This is a genomic window from Actinophytocola glycyrrhizae (assembly GCF_042653545.1).
GTDB classification, from domain to species: Bacteria; Actinomycetota; Actinomycetes; order Mycobacteriales; family Pseudonocardiaceae; genus Actinophytocola; species Actinophytocola glycyrrhizae.
The window spans coordinates 86795-108237 of record NZ_JBHSIS010000024.1 but is presented as its reverse complement, the minus strand read 5'-3'; the positions used below and the strand labels follow the sequence as shown (position 1 = coordinate 108237).

At 69.2% G+C, this 21443-nt stretch carries 24 protein-coding genes and 1 tRNA gene; 14 read left to right on the top strand and 11 right to left on the bottom strand.

The genetic code is table 11. The features are described from left to right. Nucleotides 1–35 precede the first annotated feature (35 nt). Both ACFPCV_RS35245 and ACFPCV_RS35240 read left to right on the top strand, forming a co-directional pair. On the top strand, nt 36–521 hold the full coding sequence (locus tag ACFPCV_RS35245; protein ID WP_378061447.1) for a hypothetical protein: 486 nt from the start codon (nt 36–38) through the stop codon (nt 519–521). A 46-nt stretch (nt 522–567) separates the two neighbouring features. Further along, nucleotides 568–1077 carry a DUF6328 family protein gene (locus ACFPCV_RS35240; RefSeq protein ID WP_378061446.1) on the top strand — a complete coding sequence of 170 codons (510 nt, stop codon included), beginning with the start codon at nt 568–570 and terminating at the stop codon, nt 1075–1077. Here the strand turns inward: ACFPCV_RS35240 and ACFPCV_RS35235 are convergent, their stop codons facing one another. Further along, a complete protein-coding gene (locus tag ACFPCV_RS35235; protein WP_378061445.1) occupies nt 1078–1785 on the bottom strand; it encodes a hypothetical protein in 708 nt (235 codons plus the stop codon). A 173-nt stretch (nt 1786–1958) separates the two neighbouring features. On the opposite strand from ACFPCV_RS35235, the gene ACFPCV_RS35230 reads away from it, so the two are divergent. From ACFPCV_RS35230 to ACFPCV_RS35220, 3 genes are read left to right on the top strand one after another with little or no spacing between them, the layout of a single operon-like run. Then, nucleotides 1959–2690 (top strand): hypothetical protein, encoded by a 732-nt coding sequence (locus ACFPCV_RS35230; RefSeq protein ID WP_378061444.1) that lies wholly within the window; start codon nt 1959–1961, stop codon nt 2688–2690. Nucleotides 2691–2716: 26 nt separating this feature from the next. Next, the gene (locus ACFPCV_RS35225; protein WP_378061443.1) at nt 2717–3037 is read left to right on the top strand and encodes a hypothetical protein; all 321 of its coding nucleotides are present in this window, start codon (nt 2717–2719) and stop codon (nt 3035–3037) included. A 7-nt stretch (nt 3038–3044) separates the two neighbouring features. Continuing rightward, nucleotides 3045–3848 (top strand): hypothetical protein, encoded by an 804-nt coding sequence (locus ACFPCV_RS35220; protein WP_378061442.1) that lies wholly within the window; start codon nt 3045–3047, stop codon nt 3846–3848. A gap of 306 nt (nt 3849–4154) precedes the next feature. Here ACFPCV_RS35220 and ACFPCV_RS35215 read toward each other — a convergent pair whose 3' ends face one another. Next, nucleotides 4155–4649: a hypothetical protein gene (locus tag ACFPCV_RS35215; RefSeq protein ID WP_378061440.1), complete on the bottom strand. Its 495-nt coding sequence runs from the start codon at nt 4647–4649 to the stop codon at nt 4155–4157. A gap of 229 nt (nt 4650–4878) precedes the next feature. Then, nucleotides 4879–5649, bottom strand: coding sequence for an isocitrate lyase/PEP mutase family protein (locus ACFPCV_RS35210; RefSeq protein WP_378061438.1), 771 nt, complete (start codon nt 5647–5649; stop codon nt 4879–4881). An 82-nt stretch (nt 5650–5731) separates the two neighbouring features. Here ACFPCV_RS35210 and ACFPCV_RS35205 point away from each other — a divergent pair, with 82 nt between their 5' ends. Continuing rightward, on the top strand, nt 5732–6217 hold the full coding sequence (locus ACFPCV_RS35205; protein WP_378061437.1) for a methylated-DNA--[protein]-cysteine S-methyltransferase: 486 nt from the start codon (nt 5732–5734) through the stop codon (nt 6215–6217). 120 nt (nt 6218–6337) lie between these two features. On the opposite strand, the gene ACFPCV_RS35200 is transcribed toward ACFPCV_RS35205, so the two are convergent. Beyond that, nucleotides 6338–6868, bottom strand: a complete 531-nt coding sequence (locus ACFPCV_RS35200) for a bacterial proteasome activator family protein (protein WP_378061721.1) — start codon at nt 6866–6868, stop codon at nt 6338–6340. A 76-nt stretch (nt 6869–6944) separates the two neighbouring features. Between ACFPCV_RS35200 and ACFPCV_RS35195 the strand changes: the two genes are divergently transcribed. Next, nucleotides 6945–8153, top strand: coding sequence for a cysteine desulfurase-like protein (locus ACFPCV_RS35195; protein WP_378061436.1), 1209 nt, complete (start codon nt 6945–6947; stop codon nt 8151–8153). Here the strand turns inward: ACFPCV_RS35195 and ACFPCV_RS35190 are convergent. Next, nucleotides 8146–9129 carry an NAD(P)H-quinone oxidoreductase gene (locus tag ACFPCV_RS35190; protein ID WP_378061435.1) on the bottom strand — a complete coding sequence of 328 codons (984 nt, stop codon included), beginning with the start codon at nt 9127–9129 and terminating at the stop codon, nt 8146–8148. The genes ACFPCV_RS35195 and ACFPCV_RS35190 overlap by 8 nt on opposite strands. A 151-nt stretch (nt 9130–9280) precedes the next feature. Between ACFPCV_RS35190 and ACFPCV_RS35185 the strand changes: the two genes are divergently transcribed. Then, nucleotides 9281–10834, top strand: a complete 1554-nt coding sequence (locus tag ACFPCV_RS35185) for a M28 family metallopeptidase (RefSeq protein WP_378061434.1) — start codon at nt 9281–9283, stop codon at nt 10832–10834. A gap of 494 nt (nt 10835–11328) precedes the next feature. Continuing rightward, nucleotides 11329–11413, top strand: a tRNA-Ser gene (locus tag ACFPCV_RS35180). A gap of 1277 nt (nt 11414–12690) precedes the next feature. Here the strand turns inward: ACFPCV_RS35180 and ACFPCV_RS35175 are convergent. Beyond that, nucleotides 12691–12984: a tyrosine-type recombinase/integrase gene (locus tag ACFPCV_RS35175; RefSeq protein WP_378061433.1), complete on the bottom strand. Its 294-nt coding sequence runs from the start codon at nt 12982–12984 to the stop codon at nt 12691–12693. A 54-nt stretch (nt 12985–13038) separates the two neighbouring features. Here ACFPCV_RS35175 and ACFPCV_RS35170 point away from each other — a divergent pair, with 54 nt between their 5' ends. Both ACFPCV_RS35170 and ACFPCV_RS35165 read left to right on the top strand, forming a co-directional pair. Then, nucleotides 13039–13527 carry a hypothetical protein gene (locus tag ACFPCV_RS35170; protein WP_378061432.1) on the top strand — a complete coding sequence of 163 codons (489 nt, stop codon included), beginning with the start codon at nt 13039–13041 and terminating at the stop codon, nt 13525–13527. 1366 nt (nt 13528–14893) lie between these two features. Continuing rightward, the gene (locus tag ACFPCV_RS35165; protein WP_378061431.1) at nt 14894–15238 is read left to right on the top strand and encodes a hypothetical protein; all 345 of its coding nucleotides are present in this window, start codon (nt 14894–14896) and stop codon (nt 15236–15238) included. A 144-nt stretch (nt 15239–15382) separates the two neighbouring features. Here the strand turns inward: ACFPCV_RS35165 and ACFPCV_RS35160 are convergent, their stop codons facing one another. Further along, nucleotides 15383–15667, bottom strand: coding sequence for a hypothetical protein (locus ACFPCV_RS35160; protein WP_378061430.1), 285 nt, complete (start codon nt 15665–15667; stop codon nt 15383–15385). 354 nt (nt 15668–16021) lie between these two features. Further along, the gene (locus ACFPCV_RS35155; RefSeq protein ID WP_378061429.1) at nt 16022–16426 is read right to left on the bottom strand and encodes an excalibur calcium-binding domain-containing protein; all 405 of its coding nucleotides are present in this window, start codon (nt 16424–16426) and stop codon (nt 16022–16024) included. Nucleotides 16427–16708: 282 nt separating this feature from the next. Here ACFPCV_RS35155 and ACFPCV_RS35150 point away from each other — a divergent pair, with 282 nt between their 5' ends. Then, nucleotides 16709–17932 carry a PQQ-dependent sugar dehydrogenase gene (locus ACFPCV_RS35150; RefSeq protein ID WP_378061427.1) on the top strand — a complete coding sequence of 408 codons (1224 nt, stop codon included), beginning with the start codon at nt 16709–16711 and terminating at the stop codon, nt 17930–17932. Nucleotides 17933–17986: 54 nt separating this feature from the next. Here ACFPCV_RS35150 and ACFPCV_RS35145 read toward each other — a convergent pair whose 3' ends face one another. After that, nucleotides 17987–18463, bottom strand: a complete 477-nt coding sequence (locus ACFPCV_RS35145) for a MarR family winged helix-turn-helix transcriptional regulator (protein ID WP_378061425.1) — start codon at nt 18461–18463, stop codon at nt 17987–17989. Between the two features lie 72 nt (nt 18464–18535). Beyond that, nucleotides 18536–19261 carry a class I SAM-dependent methyltransferase gene (locus ACFPCV_RS35140; protein ID WP_378061423.1) on the bottom strand — a complete coding sequence of 242 codons (726 nt, stop codon included), beginning with the start codon at nt 19259–19261 and terminating at the stop codon, nt 18536–18538. Nucleotides 19262–19431: 170 nt separating this feature from the next. On the opposite strand from ACFPCV_RS35140, the gene ACFPCV_RS35135 reads away from it, so the two are divergent. Both ACFPCV_RS35135 and ACFPCV_RS35130 read left to right on the top strand, forming a co-directional pair. Beyond that, complete coding sequence (locus ACFPCV_RS35135; RefSeq protein ID WP_378061422.1) at nt 19432–20007, top strand: RNA polymerase sigma factor; 576 nt, start codon at nt 19432–19434, stop codon at nt 20005–20007. Beyond that, nucleotides 20004–20990 carry a hypothetical protein gene (locus ACFPCV_RS35130; protein WP_378061420.1) on the top strand — a complete coding sequence of 329 codons (987 nt, stop codon included), beginning with the start codon at nt 20004–20006 and terminating at the stop codon, nt 20988–20990. Before ACFPCV_RS35135 ends, ACFPCV_RS35130 begins: the two co-directional genes overlap by 4 nt. 4 nt (nt 20991–20994) lie before the next feature. On the opposite strand, the gene ACFPCV_RS35125 is transcribed toward ACFPCV_RS35130, so the two are convergent. Next, nucleotides 20995–21441, bottom strand: a complete 447-nt coding sequence (locus ACFPCV_RS35125; RefSeq protein WP_378061419.1) for a helix-turn-helix domain-containing protein — start codon at nt 21439–21441, stop codon at nt 20995–20997. Between the last annotated feature and the right edge of the window lie 2 nt (nt 21442–21443).

The window sequence follows — 21443 nt, the reverse complement described above, 5'->3', positions numbered from 1 at the left end:
ACCAGACAACTCCCCCCGAGGAGACAGGACTCGCCGTGCCGATCCATGATGCCAGGCGGCTCGTCGCCGTCTCAGCGCTGTCGCTGCTGCTTTCCGCGTGCACGAACGAGGTGGCGGGTGCGCCGATCGGCACCGGGCAGACCGTCGGCTCGAACCCGGCGACGAGCGCGCCGGCCCCGTCCGGCACGGCCGAGCCGCCGCCGACGAACGAGGACATCCCGCCCGCGGCCGACGGCTCGGACGTCAGGGCCTGCTACGACGGAACGTGCGAGGTCGAACTGCGTGCGCCGGTGACGATCCCGTTCGACCCCGGCACCGGTCTCGCGCAGCTGACCCTCACCAGGGTGGACGGCGTGGACGGCGCCCAGCTGTCCGGCACGACCGTCGGTGGCGGCACGGTGTCGGTGTCGGTGTACGCGGACCCCGGCTTCTCGTCGACCGCCACCGTCAACGGTTTCACGATCACGGCGCTGTACACGGTGGACGGTGTGGCGGTGCTGCGGATGTCACCGCCGTCCTGAACCTGCCACCGGTTTCGGGCGCGTCGTCGCGAGGTAACCCGTGGGAATGGCGTTGGCTCCCCACGACAGTTCTCCCGGCACCGAGTCCAGGGACGAGCAACTCGCCCGCAACGTCAGCGAACTGCTGCAGGAACTACGCGTCGCGCAGGCGGGTGTGCAGTTCCTGTTCGGCTTCCTGCTCGCCGTCGCGTTCACCCAGCACTACGCGCGGGCGTCCGGGTTCGAGCAGATCGTGCACCTGGTCGCCGTCGTGTTCGCCACCGCCTCCGTCGCAATGCTGACCGCACCGGCCGCCTGGCACCGGCTGCTGTTCCGGCAGGGGCAGCGCCCGCAGATCCTGCGGGTCGCCAACCAGCTGATGGTGGCCGGGCTCGCGTGCCTCGCGACCGCGATGACCGCGACCGTGCTGCTGCTGTTCAAGGTCGTCGCGGGCCCGGTCGTCGCGGCGGTGTTCGCCACGCTGGTCGGCGTGATGTTCACGCTGCTGTGGTTCGTGCTGCCGCTGCGCGCCCGGGCCAACGGGAACGGCGGCGAGCCCGACGAGCCGTCATCCTAGTTAGCTCGTCAGGTCGTCGTACCACTCGCTGATCGAGTCGCGGTCGACGTCCGGGGCGTCCTCGAGGGTGTCGAACAGGCCGTCCGCGTCGTCGTCCGCGTCGTCGCGGGGCTCGTAGCCGGAGTCGTCCGTCATGCCGGAGTCCTCGGGGGCCACGGGGTCCTCCGCGCCGTCGTCACCCGGCGTGGTCGACGTGTCGTCGCCGCCTTCCGGGTCCGCCGCGGGCTCGTCGGCGCCGGGCTCCGCACCGCCCTCGCCACCGCCCTCGCCACCGCCCTCTTCGTCGCCGTAGGGCTCGTAGCCGTTGTCGTTGTCCGGCTCGGCCGGCTCGACCGGGGTGTCGACCGGCACGTCGTCCGTGCCGGTCGGCGCGGGGGACGGCTGCGGCTCCGGTGCCGGGTCCGGCTGCGGCTCCTGCGTGGTCGGCTGCGCGGCGCCGCCCTGACCGCCGGCGTTCCAGGTGCCCAGGCCGGTCGGGTCGTTGTAGGCGTCCTCCGCGATGCCGTCGTCGTCCCCGTCGAGCAGCGCGGTGTCGGCGACCCCGTCCCCGTCGGAGTCCCACATGACGTCGTCGACGCGGCCGTCACCGTCGAAGTCCAGCGCGACACCGTCCGCGGTGCCGTCGCCGTCCACGTCGACGTCGGCCTCCGAGTGGTGGACGTTCGGCGCTCCTTCTCCGGTGCCGAAGCTGTACTCGATGTCGGGCATGTGCTCCCCCGGGGCTGCTGGTCTGGATCTCGGAAGGTAGATGCGCGGGCCGCGCCGGCGGTTCCGCCGGAAGTCTGCCAGGTTCGGTTTGCTTCGGCGAACAATCCACCTCGGCCGGGAACGGCCGTTCCGACCTCCTCGTCGCAGGGCCGATCATGACCAGGAGGTACTCCGTGACCACACCAGCGGGCTTCGACGACCTGCACCGGCTCGCGGGGGACGCTGCCCGTTTCGCGCGGATCTTCTCCGTCGAGCAGGACGCCGGGCACACGTTCACCGGCCACGACGCGACCGAGCGGGTCGCCGTGTCGGTGACCGCCGACGGCCAGGTCACCGACGTCGAGCTGGCCAGGGACTGGGACCGGGAGATCGACCCGCGCAGCCTCGGCGCCGCCGTCGTCGAGGCGGTCGGCGCCGCGACCGTGAACCGGGTGTCGGCGTGGGCGGACCGCGTGCCCGGCGCAGGCGACGAGCCCGGGGAACCCGCACCGCCCCGCACGCGGGAGCCGGTGACGATCAACCCGTCGACCGCCGCGATCGAGGACCTGCTGTACCTGCTGCACCGCGTCGGGCAGGAGACCGCGCCGCCGGAACGCGGCCGCCGACGGGACCCCGGCCCGGCGCGCCCGGCACCGACGAAGGGCAAGAGCGAAGGCGGTCACGTCGTCGTCGTGCTGAACGGCACGACCGTCGCCGAGGTGCGGGTCGAGACGAACACGATGTGGATCGGCGGCGCCAACCACCTCGAGGTCGCAGGCGAGCTGCGCAGCGCGTTCGAGGCCGCCTACCTGCGCGCGGAGGAGGAGGCCCCAGCCCGCGATGCCGACAGCGCGGTCGCCGAGCTGAAGGCGCTCACCGCCGACCCGCAGGAGTTCGTGGCGAGGCTCTTCGGCCTCGACCGCTGAAAGCACGAGAGAGGGAGGACTCTCCGATGGCCCCGACCAAGGACCAGTACGAGGTGGCGCTGGCCGCGTTGCGCGACGACGCGACGACGTGGACCGGCTGCGCGGACGACCTCGCCGCCGCGAAGTCCACAGCGGACGGTCTCGACCTGGAAGCACTGCACTTCTCGTATCTCGCCGACAAGTGCGGTGTCACGCAGCTCTACGCCGACTTCCAGAGCAAGTTCGTCCGCCTGCTCGGCGAGGGGGAGACCACGTGCCACGCCGTGTCCGACGCGTTGCTGGCCGCGGCACAGACCTACCAGCAGGAAGAAGAAGCGGGCGTGCACAACTTGAACAACGTGTGGTGAGGGAGACATGGGCGGGGTACTGAGCGACGCGGAGTTCCAGGACATCCTCCGGCGGGTAGGGGAGGCACTGAACAAGATTCCCAAGCAGTTCCAGCGGTTGATCGACAACATCAACTCGGTGCTGGACTGGCTGCCCGGGTTCCTGATGGACAGGATCAACGACGCGCTGGGGGCCGTCGGCGACTTCGTCGGCAAGATCCTGACGGAGATCGGCAAGATCATCACGCAGCCGGGGGTGCCGTGGACGCTGTGGACCCACGGCACCACGTGGACCGAGCAGGTCGGCGGCAAGGCCAGCACGTGGCAGGACGTCTTCCACGTCGGCTCGCTCAGGACCGACGACGAGTGGAAGGGCACCTCGGCCGACGCGTACCGCAACATCCTGCCGCTGCAACAGAAGGCGCTCGGCGCGGTGAAGTCCGCGGCCGACGAGATCGACGACCTCCTCATGAAGCTGGCGGTCGCGATCGGCGTCGCGTGGCTCGCGATCGTGGCGGCCGTCGTGTCGTTCGTGATCGAGCTGACCGCGGAGGCGGGTGCCGCCGCGACCGGCGTCGGCGCACCCCCGGCGGCCGCCGCGGCCGGGGTGTCCGCGGCGAAGGTGTGGGGCATCATCGCGGCCGCACTCGCCGTGCTGGAGGCGTTCGTGGCGGGCTCGCTGCTCCCGTCGATCAAGGACCTGAACCAGCGCATCACCAACGACGAGGGCTTCCCCGGCGGCCACTGGCCGAGCCTCACGACCGACATCTCCGACTCGAGCCACCGGGACGACAACGGGCAGAACGCCCCGTGGGAGATGTCCAAGGCCTGAGCGGGAGCACGAGGTGGCGGCCGCCGTGAAGGCGGCCGCCACCTCTGTGAACGGACCCCGGTCGTCCACGAGGGCGCCACCACGTCGCCCGGAACTGTCGGTGCCCGCGTCTACACCGGACAACGGGGACTCGCGGCCGCGAGTTGTCCACAGCCGCCCCGGTTGTCCACAGTCAAGATCGACATCCCCTGACTGCCGGTGAACACTGGTAAACTGGCATGGCGGGACGCCCCCGGGTTCGGGTGGGGGTTGCGTTCCGGCCGGTTCGCGGATTCGGGCGGGTTGGTTCGGCCCGTTTCGTTGCGTTCACGCCACCAGCAGGTGGTTCAGTTCCGCCAGTCGCCGGGTCACCGCTATCACCGCGTACGCGGGCGGCAGCGCCTTCCCCGGCGCGGGCGGCTCGACCCACCGCCACACCTTCCCCGCCGACACCCCGGGGTCGGTCGGGATCACGACGTGGCTCCCGTACGGCGCCACGTCCACTCGCAAATGGGAGAGATCGGCGGTCGTGTTCGGCCGCAGCCGGTCGAGTGGCTTGGTCAGGAAGGTCCAGCGAACGCCGTCCGGGTCGGTGACGACCGGTCCGGACAGCATCGCGATCCCCATTTCCGCGCGCACCCGCGCACCCAGCGTCGCAGGCATCGTCACCGCTTCCACGGTGTGCCCGATCGCGACGATGAGCACCCTGTTGCCCACCTGCACAGAGACCGGCCAGCCAAGTAGTTCCTCGTACTCCGCGCGGCCGTGGGCGAGTTCTCGTAGCCACGACGGCGCCGGCCGGTTCGTGATCGAGATTGTCATGGTCTTCCCCGTAAATTCGAGTCGCACCGGTGAAACCGGCACGAACTCAGACTTTCACGGCACGGATGACCGACGCTGGAATCGGCGTGGAATTCGAGCCCGGGAATTTCGCCGCACGTCACGGCACCCCGCTGACCTGCGCCGTGGCGTGCGTCACACGCCAAAAACCGACCGATGGGTATGTCAATACCGACCGGCCGGCCCTTTTCGATACGAGATCGAACTGCGGTCAGTGAGCAAAGCACCCGTTCAGATCACCGTGCGTCAACACCGCGTCCGTGCCGCCGTACGTCCCGTGAGCGAGGATCTCGGCCGCCGCGGCCGACACGAGCGAGTACGCCGCCACCGCGATCGCGGGCCCCACGCTCACCCGCCGCACCCCCAGCCCGGCGAGCGCGGCGACCGACGGCGCCCCCGGTCCGGCCATCACGTTCACCGGCGCCGGGATCCGCGTCACCAGCTCGGCGATCACGTCCGGGTCGTGCACCCCCGGCACGAACACCCCGTCCGCACCCGCGTCCACGTATACCTTCGCCCGCGCCACCGTCTCGTCCACCCCGCCCGCCGACAGCAGGAACGTGTCGATCCGCGCGTTCACGAACAGGTCCCCGCCGGCGGCCCGCGCCGCCGCGATCCGCTCCGGCGCCGCCACGCGCCCGTCCTCGACGTTGATCCCGGCCGCACCCGCGTCCCGCACCAGCCGCACGGTCCGCGCGACGTCGCCGTACCCGCTCTCGATGTCGGCGGTCACCGGCACGTCCACGGCACGCACGATCCGCGCCGCCGCCGCCACCGCCGCGTCGGCGTCGAGCCGGTCCCCGTCCTGCGCCCCGAGGCTCCACGCGACCCCGGCGCTGGTCGTGGCGATCGCCTCGGCGCCGGCCCGCTCGATGATCCGCGCGCTGGCCGCGTCCCACGCGTTGGGCAGCACGAGCGGCGCGCCGGTGAAGTGTCGTTCCCGAAAGGTCATGGACAGGAACTCCACCAGCGGACGAGTCACCCGTCCGGCAGTTTTCGGACATGAACGTGTCGATGTCCGAAAACGGCCAGCGAGCACCCGCGCGGCCGGGCACGGTGGTGTCATGCGCACGCACACCGTGATGGACACCCCCGTCGGCCCGCTGACACTCGTGGCGAGCGACGGCGTGCTGTGCGGGCTGTACATGGACGAGCAGCGGCACCGCCCGGCGGCGGAGGTCTTCGGCCCCCGCGACGACCGCCACTCCCGCGACGCCATCGAACAGCTGACCGCGTACTTCGACGGCGACCTGAAGGACTTCGACGTGCCGCTCGCCCTGCACGGCACGGAGTTCCAGCGTCGCGTGTGGACAGAGCTGGCCACCATCCCGTACGGCGAGACCACCACCTACGGCGAACTGGCGGAGCGCCTCGGCCACCCGACCGCCGCCCGCGCCGTCGGCCTCGCGAACGGAAAGAACCCGGTCAGCATCATCGTCCCGTGCCACCGCGTCGTCGGCTCCACCGGCAACCTCACCGGCTACGGCGGCGGCCTGCCCCGCAAGCGCTACCTGCTCGCGTTCGAACAGGGCACCCCGGTCCTGCTCTAGCTGGTGGGCGGTCGGGTGCTGGGAAGGCGCGTTGACGGCGTGGCAATGCCCTGAAAGGCGCGTTCAGGGCGCTGGGCGCCCTGAACGGCCCATTGACGACACTTCACGGGGATCGGTCGTCTAGAGGTACTGTCCGGTCCCTCGGATGTGCGGGCCCTCCGGCGTCTCGCCACCGGCACCCGGCGGCAGCCCGCGACGCATCTGCTCCAGCTGCACCCGCGCGGCCATCTGCTGTGCGAACAACGCGGTCTGGATGCCGTGGAAGAGCCCTTCGAGCCAGCCGACGAGCTGGGCCTGCGCGATCCGCAGCTCGGCGTCCGATGGCGTGTTCTCCTCGGTGAACGGCAACGACAGCCGCTCCAGCTCCTCCTGGAGCTCCGGCGCGAGCCCTTCCTCCAGCTCGGCGATCGACCGCGTGTGGATCTCCCGCAAACGATTGCGGGACGCCTCGTCCAGAGGTGCGGCCCGCACTTCCTCCAACAGCTGTTTGATCATCGTGCCGATGCGCATGACCTTGGCGGGCTGCTCGACCATGTCGCCGATCTGCTCGGCGTTCTCGCCGTCCTTCATCGCGGCGGCACCGACGGGCGAGCCGTCCGGGCCCATCACGACCACGTGCTGCGGCTGCTCGTTCTCCTGGCCAGGGTTCATCTGCACGAGTCCGAGGGTAGCCGTCACGAGCACCCCCCAAACGAGCCCCCCGCGCGGCTCCGTACGGTGTGGTGCCATGGCGTTCGACGTCGCTGCGATTCGGGGCTGGTTCCCCGCGTTGGGTGATGGCTGGATCCACCTGGACGCCCCGGCCGGCATGCAGGTGCCGGAGCAGGTCGCCACCGCCGTCTCCACCGCGCTGCGCGCGCCCGTGTCCGGGCCGGGCGGTGTGTTCCCCGCCTCCCAGCGCGCGGAGGCCATCGTCGACGCCGCGCGCCGCGCCATCGCCGACCTCGTGGGCTGCGACCCGGCCGGGGTCGTGCTCGGGCCGAACCCGGCGGTGCTGCTGCAGCGGCTCGCGGAGGCCGTCGGCGCGGGCTGGGTCATCGGCGACGAGGTGGCCGTGTCCCGGCTCGACCACCAGCAGAACATCGCGCCGTGGCTGCGGGTCGCACAGCGGGCAGGCGCGACCGTGCGGTGGGCCGAGATCGACATCGAGACGTGCGAGCTGCCCGCGTGGCAGTACGAGAGCCTGGTCACGCACCGCACGAAGGTCGTGGCCGTGACCGCGGCGTCCGGCGTGGTCGGCACCCGCCCGGACCTGAACAAGATCACCGCGCTGGCCCGCGAGACGGGGTCGCTGGTCGTGGTGGACGCGTCGTCGGCCGCGCCGTTCGTGCCGATGGACATCAAGGCGCTCGGCGCCGACGTGGTCGCCGTGAACGCGACCGCGTGGGGCGGTCCGGCGGTCGGCGCGCTCGCGTTCGCCGACCCGTCACTGCTGGACCGGCTGCCCGCGTGCGCGCTCGGCCCGAACCAGACCGGGCCCGCCAGGATGGAGCTGGGGCAGCACGCGTACCCGCTGCTCGCGGGCCTGGTCGCGTCCGTGGACTACCTCGCGAGCCTCGACGACGCCGCCACCGGCAGCCGCCGCGACCGCCTGCAGACCTCGATCGGCTCGGCCAAGTCCTACCAGGCCGGGATGCTCGGCAAGCTCATCTCCGAGCTGCGCGGCCTGCTGCACGTCACGGTCATCGGCGACGCCATGCGCCGCATCCCGGCCCTCGCGTTCACCGTCACCGACGTCAAGGCGGCCACCGCGATCGTGCACCTCGCCGACCGCGGCATCTGCGCGTTCGCCGACGACGTGCCCAGCGGCGTGTTCGCGGCGCTCGGGGTGGCCGAGGTCGGCGGCGCGGTCCGCGTCGGCCTCGCGCACTACACGACGGCGGCCGAGATCGACGCGCTCGTCGAGGCCGTCGCCGCCCTGACCTCGCTCAGTTAGGCATCCGCAGCAGCAACTTGCCGAACACGTCGCCTTCCTCGAGTTTGCGGTGCGCCTCGCCTGCCTGTTCGACCGGCAGCACGTCGTGCGTGACCGGCCTGACCTCGCCGGCCTCGATCAGCGGCCACAGCATGGCGACCAGCTCCTGGCAGATCGCGGTCTTCTCGGCGACCGGCCGGTACCGCAGGGACGTCGCGGTGACCATGCCGTTCTTCGCCAGCAGCTTGCCGATGTTCAGCTCGCCCTTGACCCCGCCCTGCATGCCGATCACGACCAGCCTGCCGAGCCGTGCGAGCACGTCCACGTTGCGGGGCAGGTACTTCGCGCCCATGTTGTCGAGCACCACGTCGGCGCCCCGGCCGTCGGTGGCTTCTCTGACCGCTTCGACGAAGTCCTGTTCGCGGTAGTTGACCAGGATGTCCGCGCCGAGCTCCGCGCACCGTTCGAGCCGCTCCTCGGAGCCCGCGGTCACCGCGACCCGTGCGCCGAGCGCCTTCGCGACCTGGATCGCGTGCGTGCCGATGCCGCCCGCGCCGCCGTGCACCAGCAGCGTCTCGCCCTCGGTCAGTCCGGCCACCATCACCACGTTCGACCACACCGTTGCGGCGACCTCGGGCAGCCCGGCCGCGGTCACAACGTCCACAGTGGACGGAAGCGGCATGACCTGCCCGGCTGGCACGACGACCTTCGTCGCGTACCCGCCGCCCGCGAGCAGCGCGCACACCCGCTCACCGACCTCGACACCGGTCACGTCGGCACCGAGCGCGGCGACCGTGCCCGCGCACTCGAGACCGGGCACGTCCGTGACGCCGCGCGGGGGCGCGTAGTTGCCCTGGCGCTGCAACAGGTCCGCGCGGTTCACGGCGGTGGCGGCGACCTCCAGCACGACCTCGCCTGGGCCGGGTCGCGGATCGGGTTGCTCCGTCCAGTCCAGTACTTCCGGTCCACCTGGCCGCGTGATCGTGATCGCATGCATGGGGAAACGGTAATCGGTAGTCCATAACGGTACGTGTGCAGGGCTTGACCGGTCCGGAGTTCCCGACAAGGCTGCGCACGCCGGGCGCGGCGATCGAGTTCGGGACGATCCAGGCGCCGGTGTCTGAGCCAGAGACGAGAGGAACCCCTTCATGCCGTCCGCCAAGACGACACTCCGCGCCGGAGTCGCGTTGCTCGCGGCCGCGACCGGCGTCGGTCTCGCAGCCGTACCCGCAGCGGCAGGGCCATCGGCGCTGCCCGCCGTGCCCGACGGGCCCGCGCTGGCCCGCCAGCTGGTCAACAAGGTCAAGGTGGCGAACACCAACCGCCACCTGATCGCGCTGCAGCGACTCGCCGACCGCAACGACGGCAACCGCGGTGCGGGCACCGACGGCCACGTCGCGTCGGCCGAGTACATCGCCACCAAGCTCGAGGCCGCCGGGTACACCGTCGAGCGGCAGGAGTTCCCGTTCGTCTACGACGAGACCCGCGGAACGTCGCTCACCGTGGCCGGGACCGAGTACCCCGTGATCCGGATGAGCTACAGCGAGTCGACGCCGGAAGGCGGCGTGACGAGCACGCTGCACGTGGTGCCGCCGGACGCGACCCCTGGCTGCGAGGCGACCGACTACGCGGGCGCCGAGGGCAAGGTCGCGCTGATCAGCCGCGGCGCGTGCACGTTCGGCGCGAAGGCCGCCGCCGCCGGTGAGGCCGGCGCCGTCGCCGTCGTCATGTACAACAACACCCCGGGTGCTCTGAACGGCACGCTCGGCGCGCCGCTGCCCGGCAGCGCGCCAGCCGGTGGGGTCACGCAGGCCGAGGGCCAGGTCCTGGCGACGCAGCACGGCGCCGAGGTCAGCATCGACCTGCAGGGCTTCATGGAGGACCGCGTCTCGTACAACGTCGTCGCGGAGACCCAGACAGGCCGCCACAACAACGTCGTCATGGCGGGCGCGCACCTGGACAGCGTCGCCGACGGCCCTGGCATCAACGACAACGGCACCGGTTCCGCGGCGCTGCTGGAGACCGCGCTGCAGCTCGGCGGTTCCCCGAAGGTCAACAACGCGGTGCGGTTCGCGTGGTGGAGCGCGGAGGAGCTCGGCCTCGTCGGGTCGGAGTACTACGTGCAGAGCCTCGACTTCGAGGAGCAGCTGAACATCGCGCTGTACCTGAACTTCGACATGATCGGCTCGCCGAACGCGGGCTACTTCACCTACGACGGTGACGACTCCGACGGCGTCGGCGCCGGTGCGGGCCCGTACGGCTCGGCGCAGATCGAGCAGGCCTTCGTCGACTACTTCGACTACACCGGCGTGCCGCTGGAGGGCAAGGACTTCGACGGCCGCTCCGACTACGGCGAGTTCATCCTCAACGGCATCCCGGCCGGTGGCCTGTTCACCGGTGCCGAGGTCGTGAAGACCGAGGAGCAGGCCAACAAGTGGGGCGGCGTCGCGGGCCAGGCCTTCGACCCCTGCTACCACCAGGCGTGCGACAACCTGGGCAACGTCGACCGGGTGGCACTGGACCGCAACTCGGACGCCATCGCGTTCGTGCTGGGTTCGTACGCGATCTCCACGGAGGACATCAACGGTGTCCCGCCGCGCGCGTCCCGCGCCAAGACCCGTGCGGCAGCCGCCCGCGCCGCGACCGTGTCGGTGGCCAAGGCCGAGCCGGACGCCCACGACCACCACGGCGTACTGATCTGAGCTGAGTGAGCGAGTGGAAAGGGGCCGCACCCGACGGGTGCGGCCCCTTCGTTTTGTCGAAGTTCAGTGGTGGTCCGAAGCACCCGGACTGGCGTGGACCCTCTCCGGACAACCAGAAAGGCCTGCCCTGACGGAGAGATCAACATCGTCGAGGCGCGCGGGAGGTGCGTTGTGCGCACTCGAGCGCCCGAACTCCGGCACTACTCCGCAATCGCGACCGAGCCGATGCTGTCGGCTCAACCGCGGGGCCGCAGTGAGCTGCGGTCCACCACCCCCGTTAACTGCATTACCACGGCACCACCTGCCCTTTCCCGGCGGGCCTGCTCAGCCGGCCGTGCCCTCAAGCATGCACCCGTATGCCACCGGTCACAACCCCACAGCACAGCCCTGAACTGGTGAAACTCCCGATCACTGTCCGAAGCGGACAGCAACGCCACACACACGGGGGAAGTCCCCGCAACCCGCCCACCAACGCCCGCTACCCTGCAGTACAGGGAGGCGTGGCAGAGCGGCCGAATGCACCTGTCTTGAAAACAGGAGACCTTCACGGGTCCGGGGGTTCAAATCCCTCCGCCTCCGCAGTGTATGACCAGGTAAAACGTCCCTCGCTGGAGTGTGCGCCAGCCTGGCTGGGAGTGCAGGGTCTCTTTTAGGGTCTCATTCGCCGCCACCGGCGGCTTCCCGTACATGAGCGTCAAGGTGTCCGGCCACCTTTCCTGGCGGTTGCTGGTGCCACCCCATCGGGGGTCGCACCAGTAGCCTGTAGTCCGTCTACTCGGTGTGGAAGGCCAGAACCCAAGAGCGCGACGGCGTCGACCAGCGTGACCAACTTCGACAATGCCATCGACGTCACCGCCGCGACTTCGACGCCTGATCAGTTTCCCTTTCGACGTCGCCGTTTTCGCTGCCTGCGTGAGCCGCGCGCTTGCGCAGGAGCGACTGCTTTCCCTGCCGGCGGGGCAGCAGGCTTCTTTTCGGGCGGTGTGGGCGGATCGATTTCCATGCGGAAGCGCCAGTCACTGAGACGCACACGACAGCCGTCGCGAATGGCACGGTCGAGAGCGCGGGCCCGAAACCAGTAACGCAGCACGAGAGCGAGCGGGACGCAGATTCCCGACGAGACTGCGACGATCAACCCAGAGTTCGCGGACAACCACAGCAACACGGACGCGCTCCACTCTCCGAGTCGGCTTGGCGCTGCTGGGCTCAGCACTTGCGCAACGAGGAGTCGTGGTCGGTCGTGTCGAAATTAGCTGTCGAGCTGTCCTAGATTAAGGCCCAGAAATATGACTGATTACCCGTTCGACGTGCATTGGACCCAGGTGAAATAAGTCACTGACTGAAGGCATCGCGCCTTACTGTCTGGACATCGCGTCCAGCGCCAGCAACCCACCACTGAGTCACCGTTTCGAAGCCTATCACGCACACAACTCGCCCATGCGGTGACACGCAGGTTGCACGGTCCACGCATGACCGACACGACCACCGGTAACCCAGCCGACCCCGTCGGCAGGCGACCCCGCGCCCGCGCAACCCCGCCTGCACCACACTCCGCTCCCGGCGCCGCCCGCGACCGGGCAGCCTGCACCGACCGGGCAGCCGCCTACCGCGCTGGGCGGCGAGAAGACGCTGACGGTCACCCAAACCGAACTCGACGCGATGATCAACGGACGCCTCGATCGGCAGCGCGAAGCGATCGAGAAGTCGTTTGGCGACAAGCTGCTTGGCCTGTTTGGTGAAAGCCTGCGGAGGGCGACGGCAAGGCGTCCGCCGACGATGTGCTCGCACAGGCGCGGCAGATCGTCGTCAGTCGGGCGTGGGATCGATTACGACGGTGATCCCACGCCTGCACCTGATCATTGGCCCCATAGCAGGGTGTTGATCTGTGCCGCGGCGTTCACCTGAATCGAACTGATCACGTGCTGGTAGCGCTTCGCGACCATGGCGTTCGACCAGCCCGTGATCTCCATGACCACCGGCAGCGGTACGCCGAGCAGCAGGAGCACGGTCGCAGCCGTGTGCCGCGCGTCGTGAAGCCGGGCGTCCCGGACGCCCGCGTCAGCCAGTAGCGCCTTCCACTCGTTGTGGTCTGAGCGTGGATCGATCGGCTTGCCGTTCGCTGGGTGAACATGAAGTCGCTCTCGTGCCACAGGTCGCCTGCCAGCTCCCGTTCCGCGGCTTGGGCCTTCTCGTGCTCCAAGAGGATGTCGAACAACTGGTCCGGCAGCCGGACACCGCGCGGCCTCTCCGAGACGACGACCGCTCTGGTGGACGCCGCTCTCAGACGCGAAATCAGCAAGCGCGCGGAGAACGGCCCGTTGGCCGGCCTGAGCTGCATCGCTGATGGCGCAGACGCCCTGTTCGCCAGGGCGATCCTGGACCACGCCGGCACGCTCCACGTCATCGTGCCAGCCCACAAGTACCGCGATGGCCTACCGGAAGAACATCACCCCACCTACGACGCGCTGATCGCGAAAGCTGCGGAGATCATCCGTCTGGACTACGTCGAGTCAGACTCGGCTGCACACATGGATGCCAGTCTGTGCATGCTCGCCGACGCGGACGAGTTACTCGCCGTCTGGGACGGCCAGCCTGCGCGCGGCTACGCCGGAACAGCAGACGTAGTGGACGCAGCCCGTGCCCAGGGCGTGCCGATTACGGTCGTCTGGCCCACAGGCGCAACACGAGACTGAGCGACACCCGCTGTCTCGGTAACGTCGACAGTGTCGATTGCTCTCCTGGTGGAGGGGGTGCTGATCAGTAACGTCCATAAGCAACTGAGGGCGGATGATCGGGTAACCGCTGCGCTGTCAGTTTATCGACCACGGGTATGGTTAGCGCAACGGTACCCGATCAAACATTGCGACCTGGGTGGTTACCGCAGTCGCCGTAGTTGCCCCACATCTATTGTGGTGAGTTGGCTTGAGCTATGAACCGACAGTTGCATGAGCGCGTTCGCCGCGCGTGAAGGTCATGTTCTCGCCGGTGTTCCGGGCCTTCGGCTCGACCCCGGGTCGCCTCGTCGGGCTCACCTTCCTCAAGTGCACGCTCCCGGTAGTGAAACCTGACGAGAATGCGGGAGTAATGTAAGCTTCGCTATAGGCGCGCCAACGTCAGGAGAATTGATCTTGAACTTTTGCAGCTGCGGTCGGAGTAGTAGCGGGCAGTGTCAGAGTTGCGGAACATTACTTTGCGTCGAATGCTTGGCGCCGCGAAATCCGACAATCAACGGCCAGGTGGTAGACTACAAACTCGGCGAGGAGGACATTCGATACAGTGCCTTATTAGCGGGATACCGTAGACGAGGCGACAATCGGGTGTTCTGCCACGAATGTCGCCAGCGCTTTGCGGAGTACGAGCTATCTATTTTGACTACATTAGACTGGCCGACTGATCCCTTCTCGCGAGTCATGGCTCAGCAGGTGCGCGGATATCGATATCGAGACATGCCTAATGAAGTCACCTCTCAACAGTTGATTGAAGGTTGGATTAACTTTGCCAGCCTTGCAAACTATCCTTCCCAGTCGATCGAGCAAATCGAAGAAGTGCAATCGATTTGGGGTCGCACAAGGACAAGACTACGAATGGTCGAAGCGTGGGAGATTTACCGATCTGAAAGCGATTGGGGTGCTGTCACTAGCGCACATATCACATCGGAAGCGCGGTTGCTGGATTGTCGCAGAGTGATCGAGCTAAACTCATCGGCCATGCACCGGATACATCACATGCTTTTCAATAGTGTTAGCACGATAGTTTTAAGGTTTCCTGACCTATACACACTTTCATAAGTGCGCCCCGGTCTACCGGTCAGAGGTCGGTAAGCGGTCGGCTGGTGATGGCGTTGTCGGCATGCACTTGCCAGCATCCAATCGTGCCCACCGGAACCCGAATCGCCGACATCCCCACTCACATCGACCAGCTCATCGACCGTGACCAACCAGTCACCGCCAAAGCACCCATCGGCGCCCTGGTCGCTCGCGTCAAGATCGTCAATTTCACCCACTTCCTCCCGATGATCCGGGTCCACCTTCCGCTCGTGAGGGCATCGCGATATCGCTGGTGGATCTCGGCCCTGCCTACTACACAGTGCTGGTACGACATGACTCGGATCAGTCGCCGTGGTCCACTGCCGCGCTGTCGTCGCACGGCTGGGTCCTCGGCACGGAAACCGGGGCGCTGCTCCTCTGTGGCGCAGGCTCCCTCAGTCGTTGGACGCCACAGCATTCTCAGCACCGCCGCCTGACGGTGACGCCTGGCTGGTACAGCGTCACGATCCGGGGACACCAGCAAGCTGAAGGTCCGGACGACGCCGCGTACGAGTTTGCACTGACTTCCGCGTCGACGCGGCCTGTCTTTCATGCCGACCTGGATCAACCGGTCAGAATCAACGACGACGGCCGTTAGCTTCGATATTCAACTGGACGTGTCACTCCTGCCACACACGTAATGAGACTCGGCATTGGCCTGCCAGCCGGCCGTTTCTCCACCGTTAGTGACGACGGCCAGGACCTGAGCCGGTGCTTTCCGAGACAGTTGGCGACGCCGTGGTCAGGGAAGCATCGCGATGGTGATCGTTTCGGTGCTGGCGAACGGAACCGAGATCTGAACCAGTTGAGCGACTGAGCGGGCCGACTCGGGGTAGCTCGTCGATGGAATTCCCCGCATATTTCCCAACCTGCTCCATTGCGTGCGGTCGATCATGGTCGGGCTGCGGTCGATGCTGGAGGCATGACCGGCGATTTCCGGTGCTTGCGGACCACCGAGCCGGGGGCAAGCGTGCATGGCGCACATCGTGCCGAACGGGGTGGTGCTGGAACCCGGCTCGGCGGTCAACCTTGAACCGGTCAGCGCGTGCTGCGGACTGGTGTTCGCGCCATGAACGATCGGATCGTCGCGTGGGGATCGGTGTGGTCCCAGTACACCGGGAAGCACAGGACACGACGCTGCGTCTGAGTGCGTCCCATGAGGACGGATCTGCCTCGATGGTGTTGTTGGAAAGGGTTTTCGCAGCACCGGATACGACTGGGTGTGGGGTGGCGGGGCCGATGGGTGACGCGACCTCACCGAGCTTGAGCGCGCCGAGAACCTGGTCGCGAGGCAGGGCATCAGCCAGCGCCGGGGCCAGCCGCGCACTGTCGCACCCGGACCTGAACCGTCACGCACCAGACCCCCTTGCCGACAGGCTCTTCATGTTTCGCAGGCAGTGCCGTCGCCGTCCCGGTCCAGGCCGGCGCGGTAGCCGGGCTCGCCGCGGTGGAGAGGCGCGGCGCCGGCCGCTCGGGCCGCGTCGCAGTTCTTGTAGTAGGCGTCGGCGGGTTCCGCTGGTGGTGGCTCGGCAGGGGGAGGCGGCTCGACAGGCGGAGGTTGGACCGGCGGCGGTTTGGGTGCTGGCGGCTGGACGGGCACGACGGGTTCGGTCGGCGGCGGCGGCGGGGGCGGCGGCGTGGTGGTTGTCGTCGTTGTGGTGGTCGTGGGTGGCGGCGTGGTCGTCGTGGTGGATTCGGGGGAGGTGCTCGGGCTGGTGCCGGAGTCGGTGCCACCGCACGCCGTCAGTGCGGCGAGGAGAACAGCGGCCAGCAGTGCGCGCTTCATGCTGGTGACTCGCCACGCCACGCTGTCCCGTTAACGGCTGGCCAGTTGTTGTCATGTCCGTCCGCCGGTCGTGGCACGCGATCGTGGACGTGGTGGGGCAGCGGCCGCAGGAGCTAGGACGGTCGGATGGGAGCGCTCCCATCTTCCGCGGTTCTCCAATCCTCCGGTGTTCGGTCCCTGTCGGGAAGCGGTGACATTACGGGCTGGATGTTGTCGGTGACTCGCGGTACCGTTGGGAGCGCTCCCAGATCGTGTCCCCACTCTGCTCCGAGGAGCCGCACCATGTCGCGACGGCGTTGTCGCCCGGTCACCATGCTGGCCGGTCTGCTAGTTCTGGCCCTGTCCGCGCTTCTGTTGCCATCGGTGGTGGCGGCCGGGACCGCCGCGGCCGGCGAATCCCATCACCGCTCGGTGCCGCTCGCCGAGCTGACCGTGGTGTCCGAACAGGTGGCGTCCGGTCTGCGGCGCCCGATCGCGATCACCGGGCTGCCCGACGGCCGGATGCTGATCGCGGAGAAGAACGGCACGGTCCGCGCCTACCACCCCGACACGGGTCTGGCGGCCGAGCCGGTGCTCGACCTGACCGACCGGATCGACGCGTCGGACAACGAGCGCGGGCTCCTCGGCATCACGCCCGCGCCGAACTTCAGGCGGACCGGGGTCCTCTACGTGGCCTACACGAGCCTGCCCGCCGGTGCGCTGACCCTGGCGCGGGTGCCCATCGGCGCTCCCGGGCAGGTGCAGGTGCTGCTCACCCAGGAACACGCCGAGTACGGCAACCACAACGGCGGACAGGTGGCGTTCGGCCGCGACGGCTACCTCTACTGGTCCCTCGGCGACGGTGGCCACGCGAACGACCCGTTCAAGGCCGGTCAGAACCTCGGCACCCTGCTCGGCAAGATCGTGCGGATCGACGTCAACCGCACCTGCGGGGCGCAGCCCTACTGCGTGCCCTCCGGCAACCCCTTCGTCGGCGTGCCGGGGGCACGGCCGGAGATCTGGCTCTACGGGCTGCGCAACCCGTGGCGGTTCTCCGTCGACCCGGTCGACGGCTCGCTGTGGATCGGTGACGTCGGCCAGGGCCTGGTCGAGGAGATCAACCACATCCGCCCGTGGCAGGGTGGGGCGAACCTCGGCTGGTCCTGCCGCGAGGGCACCCCGGTGTTCGACCCGCAGCAGTGCAGGCCGGGCGTGCGATACACCGACCCCGTCTTCGAGTACGACCATTACAACGACAACTGCTCGGTGACCGGCGGCGTCGTGTACCGGGGGTCCCGGACCCCGGAGGCGTGGGGCACCTACGTCGCGAGCGACTACTGCTCGACCCGCGTGTTCGCCGTGCGTCCCAAGTCCGGCGGCGGCTACGAAACCGCCACGATCGGCAACCTCCCCACCCAGCCGACCGCGATCGGCACCGACGTGCACGGCGAGCTGTACGTGCTCAGTGACCTCCCTGGCTGGCTGAGCCGGGTGCGGTTCGAGCGGGTCCAGGCGGCGAGCCGCTGAGCCCGGATGCCGAAGCCGGCGGGCCGCGCGTGCGGTCCGCCGGCTTCGGGCCTCCTAGCGTTCCGGGTGGCCCAGGTGGTCCAGCACTCGTTCGAAGATCTCCGCCAGTGCGGTCTGATCGGTGGGTTTCAGAAGGTCGATCAGGTGCGCGCGGACGCCTGCGACATGCGTGGGTGCGGTCTCCCGCAGCCGGTCCCTGCCCGCCTCGGTGATCTCCGCGAACACGCCGCGGGCGTCGTCACCGCATTCGACGCGCTGGACCAGGCCCGCGGTCTCCATGCGGGCTATCTGGTGGGAGAGCCTGCTCTTCGACGACGCGACCTCGCCTGCCAGGTGGGCCATGCGCATGCGGCCACCGTCGTGGTCGGACAGTCTGACCAGCACCTCGTAGTCGGCGAGAGCCATGCCGTGACGTTCCTGGAGCTCCCTGCCGAGCTGCTTCCGCAACAGTTCGCTGGCGATGACGTACGCGCGCCAGGCCCGCATCTCGCCGTCGTCCAGCCAGCGCGGTTCTCCTGCGGTCCCGGTCACAGCACCAGGGTAGATCCTTCAACGACTTCCGCGGCAATCCGCGGTCGAGACGACCGCTGGTCACCTCGGCTGTCACGGCTTGCGGTAGATGGAGACGTGCAGCTCGGACTTGGGGCCGAACGGGGTGCCTTTCCAGTCGCTCCAGCGGGCTTCGCGTTCCAGGCCCGCCAGCTGGGCCATCAGGTCCATCTCGTGGTGGGGGACGCTCCTGCCGCCCAACGGGTAGAACCTGGTGCCCGACGGCTCGACGACCATCCACATGCCCGAGTAGTTGCCGGTCACCGGATCGTTCGTGCCGCCGGCGAGGGTGACCCGGTCGGCCTCCACCTTCACCACCGACAGCTTGCCGCGGTCGTCGCTCGGTGGCTTGATCACCACGGTCTCGAGCACGAACCGCCCGCCCGGCCGCAGGTGCCTCGCCGCGTTGCGGAACAGCTCCACCTGCTCCTCCTGCGACTCCAGAACGAAGATCGAGTTGAACGCGATGAACGCGACCGCGAACTCGCGGTCCAGCGACACCGTGGTCATGTCGCCCTCGACCGTCGTGACCTTGACCGTCTTCGCCTTCAGTTTCGCCAGCATCTCGGGGCTGATGTCCACCCCGACCACCTCGACGCCGCGTTCGGCCAGCGGCACCGCCAGCCTGCCGGTGCCCACCCCGAACTCCAGTGCCGGACCGTCCGCCGCGAGATCGGCCAGTGCCGCCACCGCGCCCTCGTCGTCCATCAGGCCCTTGTGCCATTCGTCGTACTCGTCCGCCCAGCGCGCCCCGTACAGGCGCGGATCGAAAGTAGCCATGCCGCCCAACGTGGCAGGGGCGCGGGCGGTCCGCCAATGGTTTCGGGGCGGAACGAAAACCGCGGGGCCGTTACGCCTGGTTTCGTAACGGTTCGGGCGTCGATCCCGGCTGCCCCGCGTTGTTAGAGTGGCTCACTTTCACATGACTGGGGATCGGGGTGTGAGATCTGGTGAGCTCACGCGTTCTCCCTGAGGACACGGCGGAACCGGGCTCGCAGCCACGTCAGGCGACCGATGCCCCGGCGCGGCCGTTCGAGCAGGTGTACCGGGACCACGCAGCACGCGTGTTCCGGTACTGCCTCTCGCAGGTGAGCAACCGGGGAGACGCGGAGGACCTGGCGGCGGACGTGTTCGCCGCCGCGTTCCACGCCTTCGCAGGCGCCGACGTGCCCCTGGAGGCCGAGCCGGCCTGGTTGTTGCGCATCGCGCGCAACGCCGTGATCGACTACCGGCGCAAGCACTCCAGGCGGTCGGCGCTGGTGGCGCGGTTCTTCGGCGGGCAGTCGGAGGCCGACCCGAGGGTCGACGTGGAAGGTGAGGTCGTCATGCGGGACGAGGTGCGCCAGGCGCTCGCCGCGATGGCCCACCTGTCCGACAAGGACCGCACGATCCTCGGTCTGCGCATCGCGGCCGGTCTGAGCTACGCCGAGGTCGGCGCCGTCGTCGGCCTGTCCGCCCACGCGGCGACGATGGCGTGCAAGCGGGCGCTCGCCCGGCTCCAGCGGCACCTGGGGGTGACGCTGTGAGCAAGCACATCGACGAGGACGAGCTGCGGAAGCTCTTCGCCGGGATCGACGCGCCGCCCGGCCTGGACCGGTGGCGCGAGCGCATCGCCGACGTGCACGCCGAGCACCACGAGACCGCCACCGGTGCGGACGGCGCCGTGGTCACCGAGCTGCGGCCACGAACGCACAGGAAACGCTCCCTGGCCGTGGCCGCCGCCGTGGTCGCGGTCGTCGGACTCGGCGGCGCGGTCGTCACGAGCAGGCTCCTCGACACGCCGTCGGACTCCACGATGATCATCGACGGGCCGGAGCGCGCCACAAACTCACCGTCACCGTCACCGCCGACGTCGTCCTCGTCGGCGACGGAACCGCGGCCGTCCGCGGCGAACACCGGCGTCCCGCGGGGCACGACGCTGACCGCGCACCGGGGTGACCTGCGCGTCACGACCGCCGGTCAGGTGGTCACCGGCCTGCGGGTCACCGGCACGGTGATCGTCGAGGCCCCCGGCGTGACGTTGCGCCGCGTGGCCGTGGTCGCCCCGGCCGGCACGCCCGCGCTCCGGCAGCTCGCGGCCGACCTGACCGTCGTGGACAGTGAGCTGTCCGGCGGCGAGTCGTTGTCGCAGCAGGCGAACGGGCTCGTGGTGCACCGCAGCACGCTGACGTCCGGGGTGACGGTCACGAGCGGCGCCGAACTGTACGACAGCTACCTCGCCGGTTCGGCCGTGCGGATCACCGCGGGCACCACCGGGGTTCTGCTGCGCCACAACGTGATGGGCCGGGTGACGATGTCCGTCCCGGACGGTCCCATCCGGGACGTGACCGTCGAGGCCAACGTGCTCACCCAGGTCGACGCGCCGACGGAACCCGGTTCGACCGGCATCCACGTGCTGGACAACCGGTTCCTCGGCGGCACCCCAAGCACCGGCTGGGCCACCGGCGCAGGAGACAACCGGTGGTCCGGCAACGTGTTCGACGGCACCGGCGCGGCCGCGGGCCCGTGACCGGTCAGACCGCGACCGCCTCCTCGGGGCCGAGCGCGGCCAGCAGCCGCTCGAGCACCACGTCCGGGGCGGCGGTGTGCGGCAGCCCGCGCAGGTCGACGGGCTGACACCCGGTGTGCCGGGCCTGCGCGACCAGCTGCCGCAGGTTGTCGGCCATGGTCGCCCGGCCGCTGTCGGTGACCCCGCGCCACGCGGTGATCGGGGTCTCGCGCCGCGCCGCGCGCTCGAACGCGGCACGGTCGGGCCCGGTGAGCTCCAGCGCGTCGGCGAGCAGCCGCACCGAGTCGCGCCGCGGCCTGCTGACCCGGCCCCGCTCCAGGTTCTGGATGCTGCGCGGACTGAGCCCGGACCGCTCGGCGAGGCCCTCCTGCGTCAGGTTCGCCAGGTGCCGCCACCGCTGCACCATGGCCGCGAACGTCTCGCCTGCCGTGCCGACCAAGTCCCCACCCATCG

Bases quoted from the DNA above. Each gene is read 5' to 3' on its own strand.
- ACFPCV_RS35190 (WP_378061435.1), bottom strand. From the start codon at position 9,129: ATGCATGCGATCACGATCACGCGGCCAGGTGGACCGGAAGTACTGGAC.
- ACFPCV_RS35220 (WP_378061442.1), top strand. From the start codon at position 3,045: ATGGGCGGGGTACTGAGCGACGCGGAGTTCCAGGACATCCTCCGGCGG.
- ACFPCV_RS35140 (WP_378061423.1), bottom strand. From the start codon at position 19,261: ATGGCTACTTTCGATCCGCGCCTGTACGGGGCGCGCTGGGCGGACGAG.
- ACFPCV_RS35235 (WP_378061445.1), bottom strand. From the start codon at position 1,785: ATGCCCGACATCGAGTACAGCTTCGGCACCGGAGAAGGAGCGCCGAAC.
- ACFPCV_RS35125 (WP_378061419.1), bottom strand. From the start codon at position 21,441: ATGGGTGGGGACTTGGTCGGCACGGCAGGCGAGACGTTCGCGGCCATG.
- ACFPCV_RS35200 (WP_378061721.1), bottom strand. From the start codon at position 6,868: ATGAACCCTGGCCAGGAGAACGAGCAGCCGCAGCACGTGGTCGTGATG.
- ACFPCV_RS35240 (WP_378061446.1), top strand. From the start codon at position 568: ATGGCGTTGGCTCCCCACGACAGTTCTCCCGGCACCGAGTCCAGGGAC.
- ACFPCV_RS35225 (WP_378061443.1), top strand. From the start codon at position 2,717: ATGGCCCCGACCAAGGACCAGTACGAGGTGGCGCTGGCCGCGTTGCGC.
- ACFPCV_RS35205 (WP_378061437.1), top strand. From the start codon at position 5,732: ATGCGCACGCACACCGTGATGGACACCCCCGTCGGCCCGCTGACACTC.
- ACFPCV_RS35155 (WP_378061429.1), bottom strand. From the start codon at position 16,426: ATGAAGCGCGCACTGCTGGCCGCTGTTCTCCTCGCCGCACTGACGGCG.
- ACFPCV_RS35195 (WP_378061436.1), top strand. From the start codon at position 6,945: ATGGCGTTCGACGTCGCTGCGATTCGGGGCTGGTTCCCCGCGTTGGGT.
- ACFPCV_RS35150 (WP_378061427.1), top strand. From the start codon at position 16,709: ATGTCGCGACGGCGTTGTCGCCCGGTCACCATGCTGGCCGGTCTGCTA.
- ACFPCV_RS35215 (WP_378061440.1), bottom strand. From the start codon at position 4,649: ATGACAATCTCGATCACGAACCGGCCGGCGCCGTCGTGGCTACGAGAA.
- ACFPCV_RS35170 (WP_378061432.1), top strand. From the start codon at position 13,039: ATGTCGAACAACTGGTCCGGCAGCCGGACACCGCGCGGCCTCTCCGAG.
- ACFPCV_RS35185 (WP_378061434.1), top strand. From the start codon at position 9,281: ATGCCGTCCGCCAAGACGACACTCCGCGCCGGAGTCGCGTTGCTCGCG.